The following is a 17,890-nucleotide window of genomic DNA, read 5'->3' on the forward strand; positions in this document are numbered from 1 at the left end:
CTCAGGCCTCGGTCGACTCGGACTCAGCCGCGGCCTCGTCCTTCTTCTCAGCCTTCTTCTTCTGGGTGATCGCCTCACCCTTGCCCTCGTCGTCACCGCCGAGCGCCTCGAACGACGGGCGCGTGGCCTTCGGCGCGGCGACGAGCAGCGGCGCCGGGGCGGGCTCGCCCTTGAACTTCTGCCAGTCACCGGTCTTCTTCAGGATGGCGAGGACGGGCTCGGTCGGCTGGGCGCCGACACCGAGCCAGTACGCGACGCGGTCGGCGTCCACCTCGATGACCGACGGGTTGTAGGTCGGGTGGTACTTGCCGATCTCCTCGATCGCACGGCCGTCACGACGGGTGCGGGAGTCGGCGATGACGATGCGGTAGTGAGGCGAACGGATCTTGCCCAGACGCTTCAGCTTGATCTTGACTGCCACGGGAGTGGGTTCTCCTGGATTTGACGTGTTTGGGCACGGCGAGGTTGCCGCGTGGGGTTGCGGTACCCGAGTGCCCGATGGACGCGTCAGCCGGAGGAGAGAGGGGTCCTGTGCGGCTGTCGAGTACAGCTAGCCATTGTGCCACACCCTGCGGGCCGCTTTGGCCGACGGCGAGGTGAGAGGCCCCGGGCATGCCGGAGGCGCACCCGGCGCGAAGGTGAGGTACGTCGGGTGCGCTGCCCACGGGGAGACCGGGGTTGGCGATGAGCAACGGCTACGGCTGCCACGAGCAGCCGTGTGGTCAGCTCGCCGCCGCTCCCACGATCTCCGGGATGCGGAACGGCTTGCCGCAGCCGCCGCACACGATGGGCGCCTGGGCCAGGACCGACGGCACCACCCGGACGTTGCGACCGCAGTCGCACACCGCCTTGACCCGGACGCCGCCGCCGGACGAGCCATGGCGGGCGGCCGGGCCGCGGAAGGTGCGGGAGGTGTCGGCGGAGGTCGCCACCGTGTGCGCCTTGAGAGCGCGCTGCAGTCTGTCGATGGTCGGCCGGTAGCGGCGCTTGGCCTCGGGGTTGAGCGTGACCAGCGAGAAACCGCTGCTGGGATGCGGCTCGTCGGGGTGGTCCAGGCCCAGCTCCTCGGCGATCGCGAGGAATCTGCGGTTGTGGTAACGGCCGGCCCTGGAGGTGTCGCGCACTCCACGGGCTGCGGCGATGCCGTGGACTGCCTCATGGAGCAGTCGTTCGAAGGAGAGCTCGTGTCCGCACGCGGACGACGACTCTCCGATCAGGGACTCTGGCGCGGCAAGGTCCGGCAGTTCGGGGTGGTACCGCTGAATGTCGGCCCACGCCTCTGCCAGCTCTGCGGCGAGAACAGGTGGTGTCTGTGTCGTGCTCACGTAATGAGAACGAGCGGGAGTGCCACTGTGTTCCTATTCCGGGGCATCCCAAATAATTTGCACGTACCCGTCAGTTGGCACTGATGCGTGGAGACGAGTACGGGTGCGCTGATCTGCGGAGAAGCCTCACAGCTCATACCAAGCCGGTGCGTAGTCTGACGTACGACCCGACGCGTATCACCGGCGTAGAGACCGGGACGGCTGTGGCCGGCGGATGCGCAAGAGGCCTTTCGGTCGCTCTCGTGGCGGAGGACCTCATCTCGGTCAGCGCCCGCGACGGTCCCGACGTTACCCGGATCCCGTCGTCATCCCGGCACCGGCCCGTCTCCGGTGGCCGGACACCGTACGGCCACCGTGTCGGCCGACCATGGCCAGAACCCCCGTCTCGTGGGTCCGATGGTAGAGCCACAAGTTGCGAGTATGTGAAATCTCGCCACAGTCACAGTCCACGCACAAGCCGGGTCCCGCGACCTCTGGACGCCACCGCGAGCCCGGAGTTACCTGGCATACGTGGGAAGTGCGAGCGCACGACACGGGGACCACGGAATCGGTCAGTGCGTAACTCTCGGCGGATTGGGGCGCTTACCTATGACACCTACGCTCGTGCGGCATCACCCGTCTCACGCGGACTCCGCACCCCGCGTGAACCTGGGCGCACGCGCGCGTGACTGGTCAGAGATCCAGGAGCGGATGCTGGTGCCGCTCCACCAGACCGTCCACGAGCGACTCGAAGTGGGCCCCGCCACCCGGCTGCTCGGCCTGCGCTGCGGTTCCGGTCTCGCCCTGCTGATGGCGGCGGCCAGAGGGGCCGCGGTGACCGGTGTCGACCCCTCCCCCGAACGCCTCGCCCTCGCCCGCGAGCGCCTGCTGCCCGAGCCGGCCCTCGGGGCACGCGCGCGTGGCCGCGCAGCCCGGGTCGTCCGGGTCGTCCACGGTGGGCCGGCGGACGCGGCGGACGCGCAGGCACCGGCGTACAACCTGATCACCGCCTTCGAGCCCATCGGCTGCCTGGCCGGCGACGCCGAACGGCTCGGTGGACTGCTCGCCGAGGCCACGCCCCTGGCGGAGCGCGGGGCGGCCGTGGTGCTGGTCGGCTGGGGTCCGCCGGAGCGCTGTGCGACCTCGTCCGTCCTGCGGGTGGCCGCGAAGTTGGCCGATCCTTTGCGCAGCGCGGGAAGCTGGCGGCCGGCCTGCCGCGACGACCTGGAGGAGGTCGCCGCGCGGGCCGGGCTGCGGATCGACGGTTCCGGGCGGGTCTCCTGCCCGTTCGGGTACGCCGACGCGGACAGCGCCGTACGCGGGCTGCTGTCGACCGGGCTGTTCGACGCGGCGATCGCGGCGACCGACCAGGAGCAGGTCGGCAAGGAGCTGGCCGAGGCGCTCCATCCGCATCAGCGGCCGGACGGCACGGTGTGGATGCCGAACGTCTTCCGCTACCTGATCGCCCGCGTGCGCTGACGCTCCGCCGGTTCGCTCCGCTGGGTAGGCCGTCTTTCGTCTGCGGCGCCGATGTGGCTGGTCGCGCCCGCGCGGCGGAGCCGCACATCGAAACAGCCCCGCGCCCCTTCGGGGCGCTCAGGTCTCCTTGGTCAGTCGGGTGATTCCGGCGATCCGGTACGCGTCCGCCTCCTCCAGCGTCTCGCGTTCCAGCAGGCTACGGCTCCTCGGAGGCGCCCTCGGTGCGCCAGGGCTGGTCGGGCGACCTGCGTGGCGGCGCAGGGTTGGTCAAGCGATTCCGCATATGACCAACCGTTCCTTTGCAGTGAGCGGAGGCAAGTCTGCGCACTGGCACGCCCCGAACGGTGTTGGGCGCACTGGTCGTCCGCTTTCGCAACCGGGCGGCGACACGGATCCTGTCCGTGGTCCGATCCAGAAGGGGCGGAGTCGGCCGACCATCACACGATCGAGCTAAACCGCCCTCATGTGCGTTCACCGAACGGCCTTTGCAACCCCTGGCACGCGCACAGGTGAACTCGGCCCTTGAACTCCCATGAACTTCAGCCCATGGAACGTCAGCCCATGAACTTCTTGAACTCGTCCGGCAGCTCGAAGTCCTGGCTGCCCTGCTGCGGCACCCCGAAGGCGTTCCCGCCCTGGGCGGCCGCCTCGCGGCGCTGGGCCTCCTCCAGCTCCTGCTGCTTGCGCTTCATCGGGTTGCCGGAGCGCTGCTTGCCCTTTGCCTGCTTCGGCTGCTTCTTGGTACGGCCGGGGCCGCCGCCCATGCCGGGGATCCCGGGCATGCCCGGCATACCGCCGCCCTGGGCCATGCGGGACATCATCTTGCGGGCCTCGAAGAACCGCTCGACGAGCCCCTTGACCGCGCTGACCTCGACGCCGGAGCCCTTGGCGATACGGGCGCGGCGGGAGCCGTTGATGATGTTCGGGTCCTGGCGCTCGCCGGGGGTCATCGACTTGATGATCGCGGCGGTGCGGTCGACGTCCCGCTCGTCCAGGTTGTTGATCTGGTCCTTGATCTGGCCCATGCCGGGCAGCATGCCGAGCAGCTTGGAGATGCTGCCCATCTTCCTGACCTGCTCCATCTGGGCCAGGAAGTCGTCCAGGGTGAAGTCCTGGCCCTTCTTGGACGCCAGCTTGGAGGCCATTTTCTCGGCCTCTTCCTGGCTGAACGTCTTCTCCGCCTGCTCGATCAGGGTGAGCAGGTCACCCATGTCGAGGATGCGGGAGGCCATCCGGTCCGGGTGGAAGGCGTCGAAGTCGTCGAGCTTCTCGCCGTTCGAGGCGAACATGATCGGCTTGCCGGTGACCTGGCGGATGGAGAGCGCGGCACCACCGCGGGCGTCACCGTCGAGCTTGGAGAGGACGACGCCGTCGAAGCCGACGCCGTCGCGGAAGGCCTCGGCGGTGGTGACGGCGTCCTGGCCGATCATGGCGTCGACGACGAAGAGGATCTCGTCGGGGCTGACCGCGTCCCGGATGTCGGCGGCCTGCTGCATCAGTTCCTGGTCGATGCCGAGGCGGCCGGCGGTGTCCACGATCACGATGTCGTGGACCTTCTGCTTGGCGAACTCGATGGAGTCCTTGGCGACCTTGACCGGGTCACCGACGCCGTTGCCCGGCTCGGGCGCGTAGACCGCGACCCCGGCGCGCTCGGCGACGACGCTGAGCTGGTTGACGGCGTTGGGGCGCTGGAGGTCGGCGGCGACCAGGAGCGGGGAGTGGCCCTGGCCCTTGAGCCAGTGGCCGAGCTTGCCCGCGAGGGTGGTCTTACCGGCACCCTGGAGACCGGCGAGCATGATCACGGTGGGCGGCTGCTTGGCGAACCGCAGCCGCCGGGTCTCGCCGCCCAGGATGGTGACCAGCTCGTCGTTGACGATCTTCAGGACCTGCTGGGCCGGGTTCAGGGCCTTGGAGACCTCGGAGCCGAGCGCCCGCTCCTTGACGTTCTTGATGAACGTGCGGACGACCGGGAGGGCCACGTCGGCTTCGAGGAGCGCGATGCGGATGTCCCGCGCCGTGGCGTCGATGTCCGCTTCGCTCAGACGCCCTTTGCCGCGCAGATTCTTGAAGGTCGCTGAAAGGCGATCGGAGAGAGTGTCGAACACGGCGGCGTCGGTCCTCGGAGTCGGGGGCAGTGAGCGTCTTCCAGGGTATCCGGCCGCGCAAGGAAGTGGTCCCCGCCTTGCACAACCTGCGGTCAGGCCCTCAGCGTCTCCTCCAGTTTGCGCGCCACGGAGCTCGCTTCCTCCGCGGGCAGCGGCGCGTGGTCGGCGCCGGTCACGTAGAAGGCGTCGACGGCGTTCGACCCGAGCGTACTGACATGCGCGCTGCGCACCCGTACCTCGGCGTCCTCCAGCGCCCGCCCGATCCGGAACAGCAGCCCGGGTGCGTCCTGGGCCCGCACCTCGATCACCGTGGCGTGCCGGGAGGCCGCCGAGGCGACCGTCACACGCGGCGGCGGGGCCACCCAGCCCCGGCGCCTCGGGTAGGCCGCGTCCCGCTCGGCGAGGCGTCCGGCGATGTCCAGGGAGCCGTCCAGGGCACGGACCAGGTCCGCCCGGAGGCGGGCCGCCTGCGGCAGGGAGCCGTACTCGGCGGCGACCCGCCAGTCCAGCAGCAGGACGGCGCCGTCGTCGACGTCGTCGGGGAGCCGGAGGGAGCGCAGCTCGGCGGTGCGGACGGCGAGGCGGTGCATGGCCAGGACGCCGGCGACGGCCGGGAGGACGCCCGGCTGGTCGGGTACGGCGATGAGCAGTTCCACGCCGAGCGGCTCGGGGTCGCCGGACGGCTCGTCCTCCGTCGCCGCCGGTTCGGTCTGGGCCCGCAGCGACAGCACCGGGCTGCCGGTGCGGAACGCCTCGATCGCCAGCCGCTCCTGCTCGGCCGTGGGCGCGCCCGGCTCGGGCTCGTCGACGGTGTCCCCGGCGAGGACCGCCGCGACCCGCTTGACCAGGTCGGCGACGAGCGAGCCGCGCCAGGACGACCAGGCGGCCGGGCCGGTGGCCAGCGCGTCGGCCTCGGTAAGGGCGTGCAGCAGCTCCAGGGTGCCCTGGCTGCCGACCGCCTCGGCGACCAGGCGGACCGTGGCCGGGTCCTCCAGGTCGCGCCGGGTGGCGGTCTCGATGAGCAGCAGGTGGTGCCGTACGAGCGTCGACAGGACCGCCACCTCCGCACGGTCGAAGCCGATCCTGGCCGCCACGTCCTTGGCGATGATCTCGCCGGCCACCGAGTGGTCGCCGGGCCAGCCCTTGCCGATGTCGTGCAGCAGCGCGGCGACCAGGAGCAGGTCGGGGCGGTGCACGCGGCGGGCGAACTCGGAGGCGCGGACGGCGGTCTCGATGAGGTGCCGGTCGACGGTCCAGATGTGCACGGCGTTGCGCTGCGGACGGCAGCGGACCCGCTCCCAGTCGGGAAGGAGCCGGGTGATCAGGCCCTCGGCCTCCAGTGCCTCCCAGACCTCGACGGTGGGGCGGCCGGAGCCGAGGAGCGTGACCAGCTGCTCGCGCGCCTCGGCGGGCCAGGGCGTGGGCAGGGGGCGCGCGGTGGCGGCCATGCGCCGTACGGCGTGCAGGGAGAGCGGGAGGCCGGCCTGCGCGGCGGCGGCCGCGGCGCGCAACGGGAGCACGGGGTCGCGTTCGGGGCGCGCGGCGCGGGCGAGCACCACCTCGCCGTCCTGCTCCACCACCCCTTCGGCGAGCGGGGAGCGCTCGGTGACCGGCTTGCCGCCGCCCAGCATGGCGCGCAGCCGCGGCCGCACGGCGCGCGAACGCAGCACGCGCCCCACTTCACGCCAGGTGACGTCACTGGCGTACGAGATGAGCCGCGCGGACTCGTAGACCTGGCGCAGCAGCGTGTCGGCGTCGAGGAGGTCCAGTTCGGCGGCCACCTGGTCCTGCTCCTGGAGCGCCAGGCGGTCGGTGGCGCGCCCGGTCGCGAGGTGCAGGGCGTCACGGACGTCGAGCAGGCGCCGGCGGGCGTCGGCGAGGCCCTCGCGCGGGGCGTCGGCCAGCCAGGAGGCGGCGACGGCACGCAGTGTGGTGGCGTCCCGCAGCCCACCGCGGGCCTCCTTCAGGTCCGGTTCCAGGAGGTACTGCAGCTCGCCGTGGCGTTCGGCACGCTCGAGGCAGAGCTCCTGGAGTTCGGGGAGGCGTTTGGGGGCCTGGTTGCGCCAGTCGGCGAGGATCGTGGTGCGCAGTCCGGTGGTCAGGCCCAGGTCGCCGGCGATGTGGCGGGCGTCCAGGAGGCCCAGCTGGACCTTGAGGTCCTCGCCTGCGGTCTTGCGGGCCTCGGCGGGCGTACGCACGGAGTGGTCGAGGGCCAGGCCCAGGTCCCAGACGGGGTACCAGAGCCGATCGGCGACGGCGGCCACCGCACCGGAGTCGCCGCCGTCGTGCAGCAGCAGGAGGTCCAGGTCACTGCGCGGGGACAGTTCGCCGCGGCCGTAGCCGCCGACGGCGACCAGGGAGACGCCGCCCTTGATGCCCTCGGTGGCCGCCGCGAACAGGCCGGTCAGCCATTCGTCCGTGAGTTCGGCGAGGGCGGTACGGCGCGACGGCCCGGACCGCGCCCCCTCGGTGAGGAGGCGCAGCCGGGCCGCCGCGTAGCCGCTGGGTCCCGTGTTCTCTGCGTCGTTCCGAACTTCCGTGCCCGTCACCCAGCGACTCCTGCCTGTATTCAGATGGTTCTGTTCTACAGTGCGTCCGGTCCGCGCTCGCCCGTGCGGACCCGTACGGCGGTCTCGACCGGGAGGGACCAGACCTTGCCGTCACCGATCTTGCCGGTGCGGGCGGCCTTGACGATGACGTCGATCAGCTGTTCGGCGTCCTCGTCCTCGGCCAGCACCTCGATGCGGATCTTGGGCACCAGGTCGACCGTGTACTCGGCACCACGGTAGACCTCGGTGTGGCCGCGCTGCCGACCGTAGCCGCTGGCCTCGGTGACCGTGAGACCGTGGACGCCGAAGGCCTGCAGGGCCTCCTTGATCTCGTCGAGCCGGTGGGGCTTCACGACGGCGGTGATGAGCTTCATGCGTCCACCTTCTTGCTCGTGCCGGCCAGGGCCGCGGCGGAGACGGTGCCGAGGACACCGCCGCCCGCACCGCTGAAGTCGTATGCAGTCTCGGCGTGCTCGGCCTGGTCGATGCCGGAGACCTCGTCGTCCTCGGAGACCCGCATACCGATGGTCTTGTCGAGGAGGAAGGCGAGGACCGCCGAGGCGACCAGGGAGTAGGCGAGGACCGCACCGACACCGGCGAACTGCTTCCACAGCTGGGTGAAGGAGTGGTCGCCGTAGAAGACACCGGTCGCGGCGGACTGGCCCTTGCCGGTGGCGAAGAAGCCGATGAGCAGGGAGCCGATGATGCCGCCGACCATGTGGACGCCGACGACGTCCAGGGAGTCGTCATAGCCGAACTTGAACTTCAGTCCGACGGCCGCGGCGCAGGCGACACCGGCGATGACGCCGACGGCGATCGCGCCGAGCGGGGAGACCGCACCACCGGACGGGGTGATCGCGACCAGACCGGCGACCGCGCCGGAGGCGGCGCCCAGCGTGGTGAACGCGCCGTGCCGGATCTTCTCGTAGGCGAGCCAGGCCAGCATGGCGGCGGCGGTGGCGACCTGCGTGTTGACGAACATCAGCGCGCCGACGCCGTCGTCGTTGCCGAGCCAGGAGCCGGCGTTGAAGCCGAACCAGCCGAACCACAGCAGACCGGCGCCGAGCATCACCAGCGGGAGGCTGTGCGGGCGCATCGGGTCCTTCTTGAAGCCGACGCGCTTGCCGATGACCAGGATCACGCCGAGCGCGCCGGCACCGGCGTTGATGTGGACCGCGGTACCACCGGCGAAGTCGATCACACCGAGCTTGTAGGCCCAGCCGTCGGCGCCCCACACCCAGTGGGCGACCGGGACGTAGACGACCGTGAGCCACAGGGCGACGAAGAGCGCCCAGGCCGAGAACTTGACGCGGTCGGCGATGGCGCCGCTTATCAGGGCCGGCGTGATGACCGCGAACATCATCTGGAAGACCATGAAGACGAAGATCGGGATCGTGTAGCCGTCCCAGAGTTCCGTCAGCCCGACGTTGCTCATGCCGAGCCAGTCGGAGTTGAAGCCGATGAAGCCGTTGCTGGAGCCGAAGGCCAGGGAGAAGCCGTAGAGCACCCACAGGATGGTGACGATCCCGATGCTGACGAAGCTCATCATCAGCATGTTCAGGGTGCTCTTGACGCGGACCATGCCTCCGTAGAAGAAGGCGAGTCCCGGCGTCATGAGCAGCACCAGGGCGGAACAGATGAGCATGAAGCCTGTGTTCGCGGAGGACAGCTTGGGTGCCTCCGCGGCAAGCATGATGGCTGGTGCCATCGGCGTCTCCTCGTCGATTGGTACGGCCCTGTGTGCGGGCGATGCCTGAGTGCGGTCCGGTCAAGCGGGGGGTGGGCCGGTTATGCGCCATGAGATTGGCGCAGCGCGGTTTCGGACACCGCCCCTCGTTGTTTCGCCGCCGTGACGAAGGAGTCGTGGGTGTTACGCGTGGGTGAACTGCCTGATGTTCGCCATGCGGATCGTTATCGTGACGCAACCTCGGTGCGAGAGCGGCACCGCTTTGGGCGCAACGGCAGAACCGGCCGCGGGCGGCCTTCCGATGACCTGGCGTGGGGGAGCCGAGTCGGGCAGTTCGGGAGGGCCGGCCGCGGCCGGGGTCCGTGGTGTGCCGGGGTTCAGACCGCCTCGGCGGTCTCCGGCAGATCGACGGCGAGCTGTTCGGTGAGGTCGACGACCGCGGCGAGATCACCGTGGTCACGGACGGCCGAGTCCACCGTCTTTCGAATACGAGTGTTCACGCGCTCGGAGCGCACCTTCTTGGCGATGCCCATGGCCTCGGAGGCGAGAACCGTGCTCTGCTCGGGCTCGCCCCGCAGCAGGTGCACGGTGGCCATGCCGATGAGGTTCAGTGCGTACGACCGCTGGTGCTCGGCGTCCTTGGCGAAAAGCTCCACGGCCCGCTGCATCAGGGGCTCGGCCAGCGAGGCGTAGGTGGGGCTGCGGCCGGCGACATAGGCGAGGTCGCGGAAGGAGTGGCTGTTCTCGCCGTAGAGCTCGGCCTCGGAGAAGAAGCGGATCCAGTCGGGGTCCGGCTCGTCCCACTCGTCGGCCTCGGCGAAGGTGTCCTCGGCCATCCGGACCGCCCGCTTGCACTTTCCGGGCTGGCCCATGTTGGCGTAGGCGCGGGCCTCCATCGCATACAGCATCGACTGGGTGCGCGGGCTCGCGCAGTCCCGGCTGCCGTACTGGGCGAGGTGGATCAGCTCCAGGGCGTCGTCGGGCCGGCCGAGGTGGATCATCTGGCGGCTCATGCTGGAGAGGACGTACGAGCCCAGCGGCTTGTCGCCGGCCTCCTTGGCCGCGTGCAGGGCGAGCACGAAGTACTTCTGGGCGGTGGGCTGGAGCCCGACGTCGTAGGACATCCAGCCGGCCAGCTCGGCCAGCTCGGCGGCGACCTTGAAGAGTTTGCGGGCGGTGGCCTCGGGCTGGGGCTCCTGGAGGAGGTCGGTGACCTCGTGCAGCTGGCCGACGACGGCCTTGCGGCGCAGGCCGCCGCCGCACTGGGCGTCCCACTGGCGGAACATCACCGTGGTGGACTCCAGCAGCTCCAGCTCGGGCTTGGAGAGGCGGCCGGGGCGGCGGGAGTCGGCCGCCGGCTCGGGGGCCTGCCGCGGGGCGGTGGGCGAGGGGACGAGCCAGCGCTGCATGGGCTCGATGAGGGACGGGCCCGCCGACAGGATCAGCGAGGTTCCGAGGAAGCCGCGCCGCGCCAGCATGAGGTCGCTGCGCGAGAACTCGCTGAGCAAGGCCACCGTCTGCGGGCCCGTCCAGGGCAGGTCGACGCCGGTCGCCGAGGGTGGCTGGCGGGCGGCCCGCAGACCGAGGTCCTCGACCGAGACGACACAGCCGAAGCGCTCGGAGAACAGCTCGGAGAGGATCCTCGGGATCGGCTCGCGCGGGTTCTCCCCGTCGAGCCAGCGGCGCACCCTCGACGTGTCGGTCGAGATGTGGTTGGCCCCCAACTGGCGTGCCCTGCGGTTCACTTGCCGCGCCAGCTCGCCCTTGGACCAGCCGCTGCGCACGAACCACGAGTTGAGCAGCTCATTGGGGCGCTTGTCCGTACTGGCCGCGGTCGTCCCGCTTCCGCCGTTGCCGCCCACTGGAACGCCCCCATCCCTGAGACCACTTGTTGCCGGATGCGCCAAGCCCTATCAGAATGCCGGTAAATACGGCCGCCCGCCCGCAGTTCTCACCCTTCGAACGGGATACCGAGTTGCCTCCGGCATACCCACGAGTGCATGTGCCCCCAGGCCTCGTGCACTCAAAGTAATCCTACGATCACTGCTCCAGCCATGGCGATCCCGGAAACGCCACCATTCGCCACCCCTTCGAATGAACTCACGACGACCTAGGCGCGATTCACTTGACATAGGACGGCCGGGAGTAGGCGGAGCGATGCACTCGGGGGCGCACAGCCCCAGGTGCACCACCGGTAGCGCTTCCAGGCGCTGTCTTGACCTTGCGAGCGCGAGGGAAGGCGGAGCCGTAGCGTCACGTTCCGTTTCGGTCTCGTTCCGTGTCGTAACCACCGGCGCGCCGGACCCGTTGGAGGGGGCATGGGCTTCACGATCGGCGGCATTCGCGAGATCCGCTCCGGCACGCGCCGGCGCGGTCGTTCATCGGATTGCACCGCCGTCGCCGAGTTCACCGGCCTGTGGGGCTGGGACGCGGTCCCGGGCGCCCGGGCCGCGGGCGGCGCGTGCTCGTGCGGGCACGCCGACTGTCCCGCGCCGGGAGCGCATCCGCTGGACTTCGCGCCCCAGGTGTCCGCCGGGGCCACGCTCGACGAGGTCACCAAGGCCTGGGGCGAGTTCCCGGGCGCGGCGGTGATGCTGCCGGTCGGCGGCGCGTTCGACGTCGTCGAGGTCGCCGAGGCCGCCGGGCGCCGGGCCCTGGTCCGCCTGGAGCGGATGGGCCTGCCGCTCGGCCCGGTCATCGCTACCCCGGAGGGCCGCGCCCACTTCCTCGTCGCCCCCGGCGCCGCCGCCGAACTTCCCGAACTGCTCTACCGCATGGGCTGGGACGACCCGACCTCCCTGGACCTGCGCGGCCTCGGCCCGGGTGCGTACATCACCGCGCCACCGTCCGACCGGGGCGGCCTGGGCCCGGTGCGCTGGCTGCGGCCACCGGCCCTGGACTCGGCGACGAAGCCGCCGTCGGCGAGGCTGCTGCTGGGGACCCTGGCGTACGTGGCACACCGGTCGCGGGCGTAAGCGCTCCGCTGGAATTGCCGCGATGCGCCGTCGCTCGTCCACGGCGGCGTCGTGGCTGGTCGCGCCCACGCGGCGGAGCCGCATATCGATACAGCCCCGCACCCGTTCGGGGAGCTGCCGAGCAACAGCGGACTTCACCCGACCTGCTTGGCCACAGGGGGCTCCTCATACGCCGAAGCGCCCGTCCCCGGCTGCACGGTGGGGATCGGGCGCTTCTCACGAAGGTTCACGAGGGCTCTCGCCGCGGCGGCGGGTAAATCCGCCCTCCTGGGGTCAGTCACCGATAAGGGCATCCACGAACGCCTCCGGCTCGAACGGCGCCAGGTCGTCCGCGCCCTCGCCCAGGCCGATGAGCTTCACGGGGACACCCAGTTCGCGCTGGACCGCGATCACGATGCCGCCCTTGGCGGTGCCGTCCAGCTTGGTGAGCACGATGCCGGTGATGTCGACGACCTCGGCGAACACCCGGGCCTGGACCAGGCCGTTCTGGCCGGTGGTGGCGTCCAGGACGAGCAGCACCTCGTCCAGCGGGGCGTGCTTCTCGACGACCCTCTTGACCTTGCCGAGCTCGTCCATGAGCCCGGTCTTGGTATGAAGACGCCCGGCGGTGTCGATCAGTACGACATCCACCCCCATCTCCTTGCCCTCCTTCACCGCGTCGAAGGCGACGGAGGCGGGGTCGCCGCCCTCCGGCCCGCGCACGGTGTAGGCACCCACCCGCTCGCCCCAGGTCTGGAGCTGGTCGGCGGCGGCGGCCCGGAAGGTGTCGGCGGCGCCGAGGACGACCGTTCGGCCGTCGGCGACGAGCACGCGCGCGAGCTTGCCGGTGGTGGTGGTCTTGCCGGTGCCGTTCACGCCGACGACCATCACGATGCCGGGCTTGCGGTCGGCGGGCTCGGTCTTCACCACGCGGTCGGCATCGGTGCCGACCAGCTTGAGCAGCTCCTCGCGCAGCAGCCCGCGCAGCTCCACGGGGGTGCGGGTGCCGAGCACCTTGACGCGCTCGCGCAGCTGCTCGACCAATTCGGTGGTGGGCTGCACACCGACGTCGGCGGTGAGCAGGGTGTCCTCGATCTCCTCCCAGGTGTCGTCGTCGAGGTGCTCGCGCGAGAGCAGCGTGAGCAGCCCCTTGCCGAGGGCGTTCTGGGAGCGGGAGAGCCGGGCGCGCAGCCGGACCAGGCGGCCGGCCGTGGGCTCGGGGATCTCGATCTCGGGAGCCGGGGGCTCTTCTACGACGACGGGAGCCGAGCCGTCGGGAAGGTCGACCTCCTCTATCGTCCGGCGCGGTTCGTCGCGCGGCGTCTCGGCCTCGTCGCCGATGTGCGGCTCGGCCGGGGGCGCGGTGATGTCGGGCGCGGCGGGCGGCGGCGGGGGCAGCGGCTTCTTGCGCCGGCTGCCGACGATGAGCCCGCCGATCGCGCCGAGCACGACCACGGCGATGACTACAGCAAGGATGACGGTTTCCATAACGCGTCCAGTATCCATCTCTCCCCCGGGCACGACTTTGCTCCCTCGCGAGGGAGTTTCTGGACGATTCCCCGAAGCGAGATGTCTCCTTTGGGGGTATTCGTTGGACTAAAGTACGATGACTGCTCATGAGGACCACCGCCCACCACGATGGCGCCCTCGAACATCTGGAAGAGTCACTGGAGCAGCACGGCCTCGAAACCCGGGGCATCGAACCGGTCCCCGACTCCGAGCGCACCGGGACACCCCGCGGACTGCTCCCCACCTGGATCGCCGCCAACATCACCGTCCTGCTGCTCACCGTGGGCGCGAGCCTGGCGGTGTCGTTCGGGCTGAACTTCTGGCAGGCGCTGGTGGTCGGCACCGCCGCGCCGATCGTGTCGTACGGCCTGGTCGGGCTGGTCGGCATCGCGGGCAAACGGGGTGGCGCACCGGGCATGGCCCTCTCCCGCGCGGTCTTCGGGCAGCGCGGAAATCTGCTGCCCGGTGCGCTGATCTGGGTGGCGCGCTGGGGCTGGGAGACGATCAACGCGGTGACCGGCGCCTACGCGCTGCTGACGGTCCTGGACATCGTCTTCGGGATCAGGAGCAACACCGCCCTGATCATCGTCACCCTCCTGCTCTTCGTGATCACCACGTTCGCGATCTCCGGCATGGGCATCAAGGTGGTGCAGCGCTGCAACCGGTGGGCGACCTGGCTGTTCGGCGCCTTCACCCTGCTGGTCCTCGGCCGTCTGATCGTGGAGACGGACTGGGGCCGGGTGTTCGGACAGGCCGCCGGCCCCACGGCCGCGATGGTGACCGGGGTCGGACTGATCGCGGCGGGCGGGATGAGCTGGGCACCGGCCTCGCCGGACTTCACGCGGTATCTGCCGGGTACGGCGTCCTCGGCGGCGATCGTATGCAACACGGTCGGCGGCGCCGTGATCGTCGTCCTCCCCATGGTCCTGATGGGTGCGGTGGTGGCGTCCGGCACGCCGGACCTCGCCGAGGCGGCCGACCCGGTCTCCTTCCTCGGCGAGATCCTCCCGCTGTGGCTCGCCGTCCCCTATCTGCTGATCGCGCTGGTCGGTATGGTGCTGATCAACGCGATGTCGATGTACTCGGCGGGCTTCACCGCGCAGACGCTCGGCTTCCGGATCCCCCGCCACTGGGCGGTCTGTGTCAACGCGGTGATCTCACTGGTCCTCGGCGGGGTGCTGATGCTGGCGGCGACCTCGTTCATGAGCTCGTTCATCGCCTTCCTGTCGCTGCTGGCGGTGGCGTTCTCGGCATGGGTGGGCGTGTTCGGGGTCGACATGCTCCGGCGGCGGGAGTACGACGCCACGGCACTCCTCGACACCACCCGCGCCGGCGCCTACTGGTACCGGGCGGGCTTCTCCCCCGCCGCCGTCACGGCCTGGGCGCTCGGCCTGCTGGCCGGGTTCCTGTTCACCAGGTCCGACTGGTTCAACGGTCCGCTCGCCTCGAACAACCCCGTCGGCCGGTACGGGCTGGGCTGGATCGCGACGATCGTCGTCTCGGGTCTGCTGTACGCGGTGCTGCCGAAGCCGGCGGTGGTGCCGGCCTCGGCCGGGGAGCGCGCACCTCTGGCTGTCTGACGTGCCGTCAGCTACTGTCCCCGCCACACCCGCCCGGCCAAGGTGAAGGGGAACTCCCATGCCCGTCTCGGTCGTTCGCTTCAACCTCGTCGAGCCCGGGGCCGACTCCGCTTCCCTGGGCGCCCGCTACCGGGCCGCCGTGGAGATGGCCGCGTACGCCGACGAGCACGGGGTCACCACGGTCCAGACCGAGGAACACCACGGGGTCGACAACAACTGGCTGCCGTCGCCGTTCGCCTTCGCGGGCGCGGTGTTCGGGGCGACCCGGAACATCGCGGTGACCGTGTCGGCGGTGATCGGCCCGCTGCACGACCCGCTGCGGCTGGCGGAGGACATCGCGGTGCTCGACCTGCTCGGCGGGGGGCGGCTGGTGACGGTGGCCGGCATCGGCTACCGGCCGGAGGAGTACGCCCTGTTCGACGTGGACTGGAAGCGGCGCGGCAGGCTGCAGGACGAGGTGCTGGAGACGGTGCTCAAGGCGTGGACCGGGGAGGAGTTCGAGTACCGGGGCCGTACGGTACGGGTCACACCGCGCCCCTTCACCGATCCGCACCCGCTGCTGCTGGTCGGCGGCTCCTCCAAGGCCGCCGCCCGCCGTGCCGCCCGGCTCGGCCTGCCGTTCTTCCCCAGCGCGCATCTGCCGGAGCTGGAGGCGTACTACAAGGAGAAGCTCACCGAGTACGGCACGGAGGGCTGGACGATGATGCCCACGGCGGAGACGCCGCTGCTGCACATCGCCGAGGACCCGGACCGGGCGTGGGATCGGTACGGGAAGCACTTCCTGCACGAGGCTCTGACCTACGCGTCCTGGCAGTCCGGAGACATCCACTCGGCGGTGCGCTCGTCGGCCACGACGGTGGAGGAACTCCGCGCGGAGGGCGTCTACCGCATCCTCACTCCGGAGGAATGCGTGACGGCCGGCCTGGACAACCTGGTCCTCCACCCACTGGCAGGCGGCATGCCCCTGGAGGAGGGCTGGCGAAGCCTGCGGCTGTTCGGAGAGGCCGTGCTTCCGGCGCTGCCGACGTAGGCGGAAGACCGGGGTGCGGCGGATCGACTGACAGGGGAAGCGTGAACCGCCGCCCCGCCCGGGCAGTGACCGGGCGGGGCGGCGGGGGGTACGAGGAGAGGGGCAGCGGGGACTTGGCCCTTCTCCTCGAGTCGGGGGCCTCGTGACGAGGTTCAGCCCATCTCCTCCAGGGCCTTGCCCTTCGTCTCCTTGACGTACTTGAGGACGAACGGGATGGAGAGGGCCGCGAAGACGGTGTAGATCACGTAGGTCGCGGAGAGGTTCCAGTCGGCCAGCGACGGGAAGCTCGCGGTGATGGCCCAGTTGGCGATCCACTGTGCGGAGGCGGCCACGCCCAGCGCGGCGGCGCGGATCCTGTTCGGGAACATCTCGCCGAGGAAGACCCAGACGACCACACCCCAGGACAGGGCGAAGAAGAGGACGAAGATGTGCGCGGCGACCAGCGCGGTCCAGCCCTGCGCGGCGGGGAGCTTGCCGTCGACCAGGTGGTAGGAGAAGGCCCAGGCCTCCAGGGCGAGGCCGACGACCATGCCGACCGAGCCGATGAGGGCCAGCGGCTTGCGGCCGATCCGGTCCACGAAGATCATCGCGATCACGGTGCCGATGATGTTGATGATCGAGGTCGTGAAGGAGTAGAGGAACGAGTCCGTCGGGTCGACACCGACCGACTGCCACAGCGTCGAGGAGTAGTAGAACGCGACGTTGATGCCGACGAACTGCTGGAAGACCGAGAGACCGATACCGACCCAGACGATCGGCTTGAAGAAGAAGGAGCCGCCGAGCAGGTCCTTGAACGTCGACTTGTGCTCGCTCTTCATCGCGTGCTCGATCTCGGCGACGCGGGCGTCCAGGTCGACGCTCTTGCCCTCGACCTCTTCGAGGATCGCGCGGGCGCGGTCACGCTTGCCGACGGAGAGCAGGAAGCGCGGGGACTCGGGGATGGCGAAGGAGAGCAGGCCGTAGAGGACGGCCGGGATCACCATGACGCCGAGCATGACCTGCCAGGCCTCCAGGCCCATCAGCTTGCCGCGCTGGTCGCCGTCGGCGGCGTTGAGCAGACCCCAGTTGACCAGCTGCGAGATGGCGATGCCGATGACGATCGCGGCCTGCTGGAAGGAACCGAGACGACCGCGGTAGGCGGGCGGGGCGACCTCGGCGATGTAGGCGGGGCCGATGACGGAGGCCATGCCGATGGCGAAGCCGCCGACGATCCGCCAGAAGGCGAAGTCCCACAGAGCGAAGGGCAGCGCCGAACCGACGGCGCTGACGGTGAACAGCACGGCGGCGATCTGCATGCAGCGGATACGGCCGATCCGGTCGGCTATCCGGCCGGCGGTCGCGGCGCCGATGGCACAGCCGATCAGGGCGATGGCGATGACCTGGGCCAGGGCGGCGGACCCGATGTCGTAGCGGCTTCGGATGGCCTCGACGGCGCCGTTGATGACGGAGCTGTCGTAGCCGAAGAGGAAACCGCCCATCGCGGCGGCCGCCGCGATGAAGATGACATGCCCGAGATGATCGGGGTGAGCCGTCCCGGCTCCTGAATTGGGTGCCTGCGCAGTGCTGGTCACAGAAAACTCCTCGGGCCACCCGGCAGCGCTGCCGGGGGTGGGGGTGAGCCCTCTCAGGTTCAAGTGGCGCACAAGATCACACCGCTCACACCTGAAGGTAAAAGCAACGTTGCAGAGACTAT

Annotated in this window: 13 protein-coding genes; 4 read left to right on the forward strand and 9 right to left on the reverse strand. The window is 70.3% G+C overall.

Annotated elements, in window-relative coordinates:
• Position 1: 1 nt before the first annotated feature.
• Positions 2-421, reverse strand: coding sequence for a 30S ribosomal protein S16 (rpsP, locus tag ACGFZQ_RS18760; protein WP_089098502.1), 420 nt, complete (start codon positions 419-421; stop codon positions 2-4).
• 301 nt (positions 422-722) lie between these two features.
• A complete protein-coding gene (locus tag ACGFZQ_RS18765; RefSeq protein WP_351712534.1) occupies positions 723-1,325 on the reverse strand; it encodes a hypothetical protein in 603 nt (200 codons plus the stop codon).
• A 588-nt stretch (positions 1,326-1,913) separates the two neighbouring features.
• Here ACGFZQ_RS18765 and ACGFZQ_RS18770 point away from each other — a divergent pair.
• Complete coding sequence (locus tag ACGFZQ_RS18770; RefSeq protein WP_393841304.1) at positions 1,914-2,783, forward strand: methyltransferase domain-containing protein; 870 nt, start codon at positions 1,914-1,916, stop codon at positions 2,781-2,783.
• A gap of 554 nt (positions 2,784-3,337) precedes the next feature.
• Here ACGFZQ_RS18770 and ffh read toward each other — a convergent pair.
• From ffh to ACGFZQ_RS18795, 5 genes are all read right to left on the reverse strand, one after another.
• On the reverse strand, positions 3,338-4,888 hold the full coding sequence (gene ffh, locus ACGFZQ_RS18775; protein ID WP_351739341.1) for a signal recognition particle protein: 1,551 nt from the start codon (positions 4,886-4,888) through the stop codon (positions 3,338-3,340).
• Between the two features lie 92 nt (positions 4,889-4,980).
• The gene (locus tag ACGFZQ_RS18780; RefSeq protein ID WP_393841305.1) at positions 4,981-7,437 is read right to left on the reverse strand and encodes a [protein-PII] uridylyltransferase; all 2,457 of its coding nucleotides are present in this window, start codon (positions 7,435-7,437) and stop codon (positions 4,981-4,983) included.
• 35 nt (positions 7,438-7,472) lie between these two features.
• The gene (locus ACGFZQ_RS18785; RefSeq protein WP_093498850.1) at positions 7,473-7,811 is read right to left on the reverse strand and encodes a P-II family nitrogen regulator; all 339 of its coding nucleotides are present in this window, start codon (positions 7,809-7,811) and stop codon (positions 7,473-7,475) included.
• Positions 7,808-9,145, reverse strand: a complete 1,338-nt coding sequence (locus ACGFZQ_RS18790) for an ammonium transporter (protein WP_351739347.1) — start codon at positions 9,143-9,145, stop codon at positions 7,808-7,810. Before ACGFZQ_RS18790 ends, ACGFZQ_RS18785 begins: the two co-directional genes overlap by 4 nt.
• A gap of 356 nt (positions 9,146-9,501) precedes the next feature.
• The gene (locus ACGFZQ_RS18795) at positions 9,502-10,986 is read right to left on the reverse strand and encodes a hypothetical protein (protein ID WP_393841306.1); all 1,485 of its coding nucleotides are present in this window, start codon (positions 10,984-10,986) and stop codon (positions 9,502-9,504) included.
• A 456-nt stretch (positions 10,987-11,442) separates the two neighbouring features.
• Here ACGFZQ_RS18795 and ACGFZQ_RS18800 point away from each other — a divergent pair, with 456 nt between their 5' ends.
• Positions 11,443-12,099, forward strand: coding sequence for a bifunctional DNA primase/polymerase (locus ACGFZQ_RS18800; protein ID WP_351739352.1), 657 nt, complete (start codon positions 11,443-11,445; stop codon positions 12,097-12,099).
• Between the two features lie 273 nt (positions 12,100-12,372).
• Here the strand turns inward: ACGFZQ_RS18800 and ftsY are convergent, their stop codons facing one another.
• Positions 12,373-13,566 (reverse strand): signal recognition particle-docking protein FtsY, encoded by a 1,194-nt coding sequence (gene ftsY / locus ACGFZQ_RS18805; protein WP_393841307.1) that lies wholly within the window; start codon positions 13,564-13,566, stop codon positions 12,373-12,375.
• A 128-nt stretch (positions 13,567-13,694) separates the two neighbouring features.
• Here ftsY and ACGFZQ_RS18810 point away from each other — a divergent pair, with 128 nt between their 5' ends.
• The gene (locus ACGFZQ_RS18810; protein ID WP_393841308.1) at positions 13,695-15,167 is read left to right on the forward strand and encodes a cytosine permease; all 1,473 of its coding nucleotides are present in this window, start codon (positions 13,695-13,697) and stop codon (positions 15,165-15,167) included.
• A 58-nt stretch (positions 15,168-15,225) separates the two neighbouring features.
• Positions 15,226-16,197: an LLM class flavin-dependent oxidoreductase gene (locus ACGFZQ_RS18815; RefSeq protein ID WP_393841309.1), complete on the forward strand. Its 972-nt coding sequence runs from the start codon at positions 15,226-15,228 to the stop codon at positions 16,195-16,197.
• A 152-nt stretch (positions 16,198-16,349) separates the two neighbouring features.
• On the opposite strand, the gene ACGFZQ_RS18820 is transcribed toward ACGFZQ_RS18815, so the two are convergent.
• A complete protein-coding gene (locus tag ACGFZQ_RS18820; RefSeq protein WP_393841310.1) occupies positions 16,350-17,768 on the reverse strand; it encodes a sugar porter family MFS transporter in 1,419 nt (472 codons plus the stop codon).
• Positions 17,769-17,890: the final 122 nt, after the last annotated feature.

It is taken from the genome of Streptomyces sp. NPDC048254, assembly GCF_043201895.1.
In the GTDB taxonomy this organism is placed as follows: Bacteria; Actinomycetota; Actinomycetes; order Streptomycetales; family Streptomycetaceae; genus Streptomyces.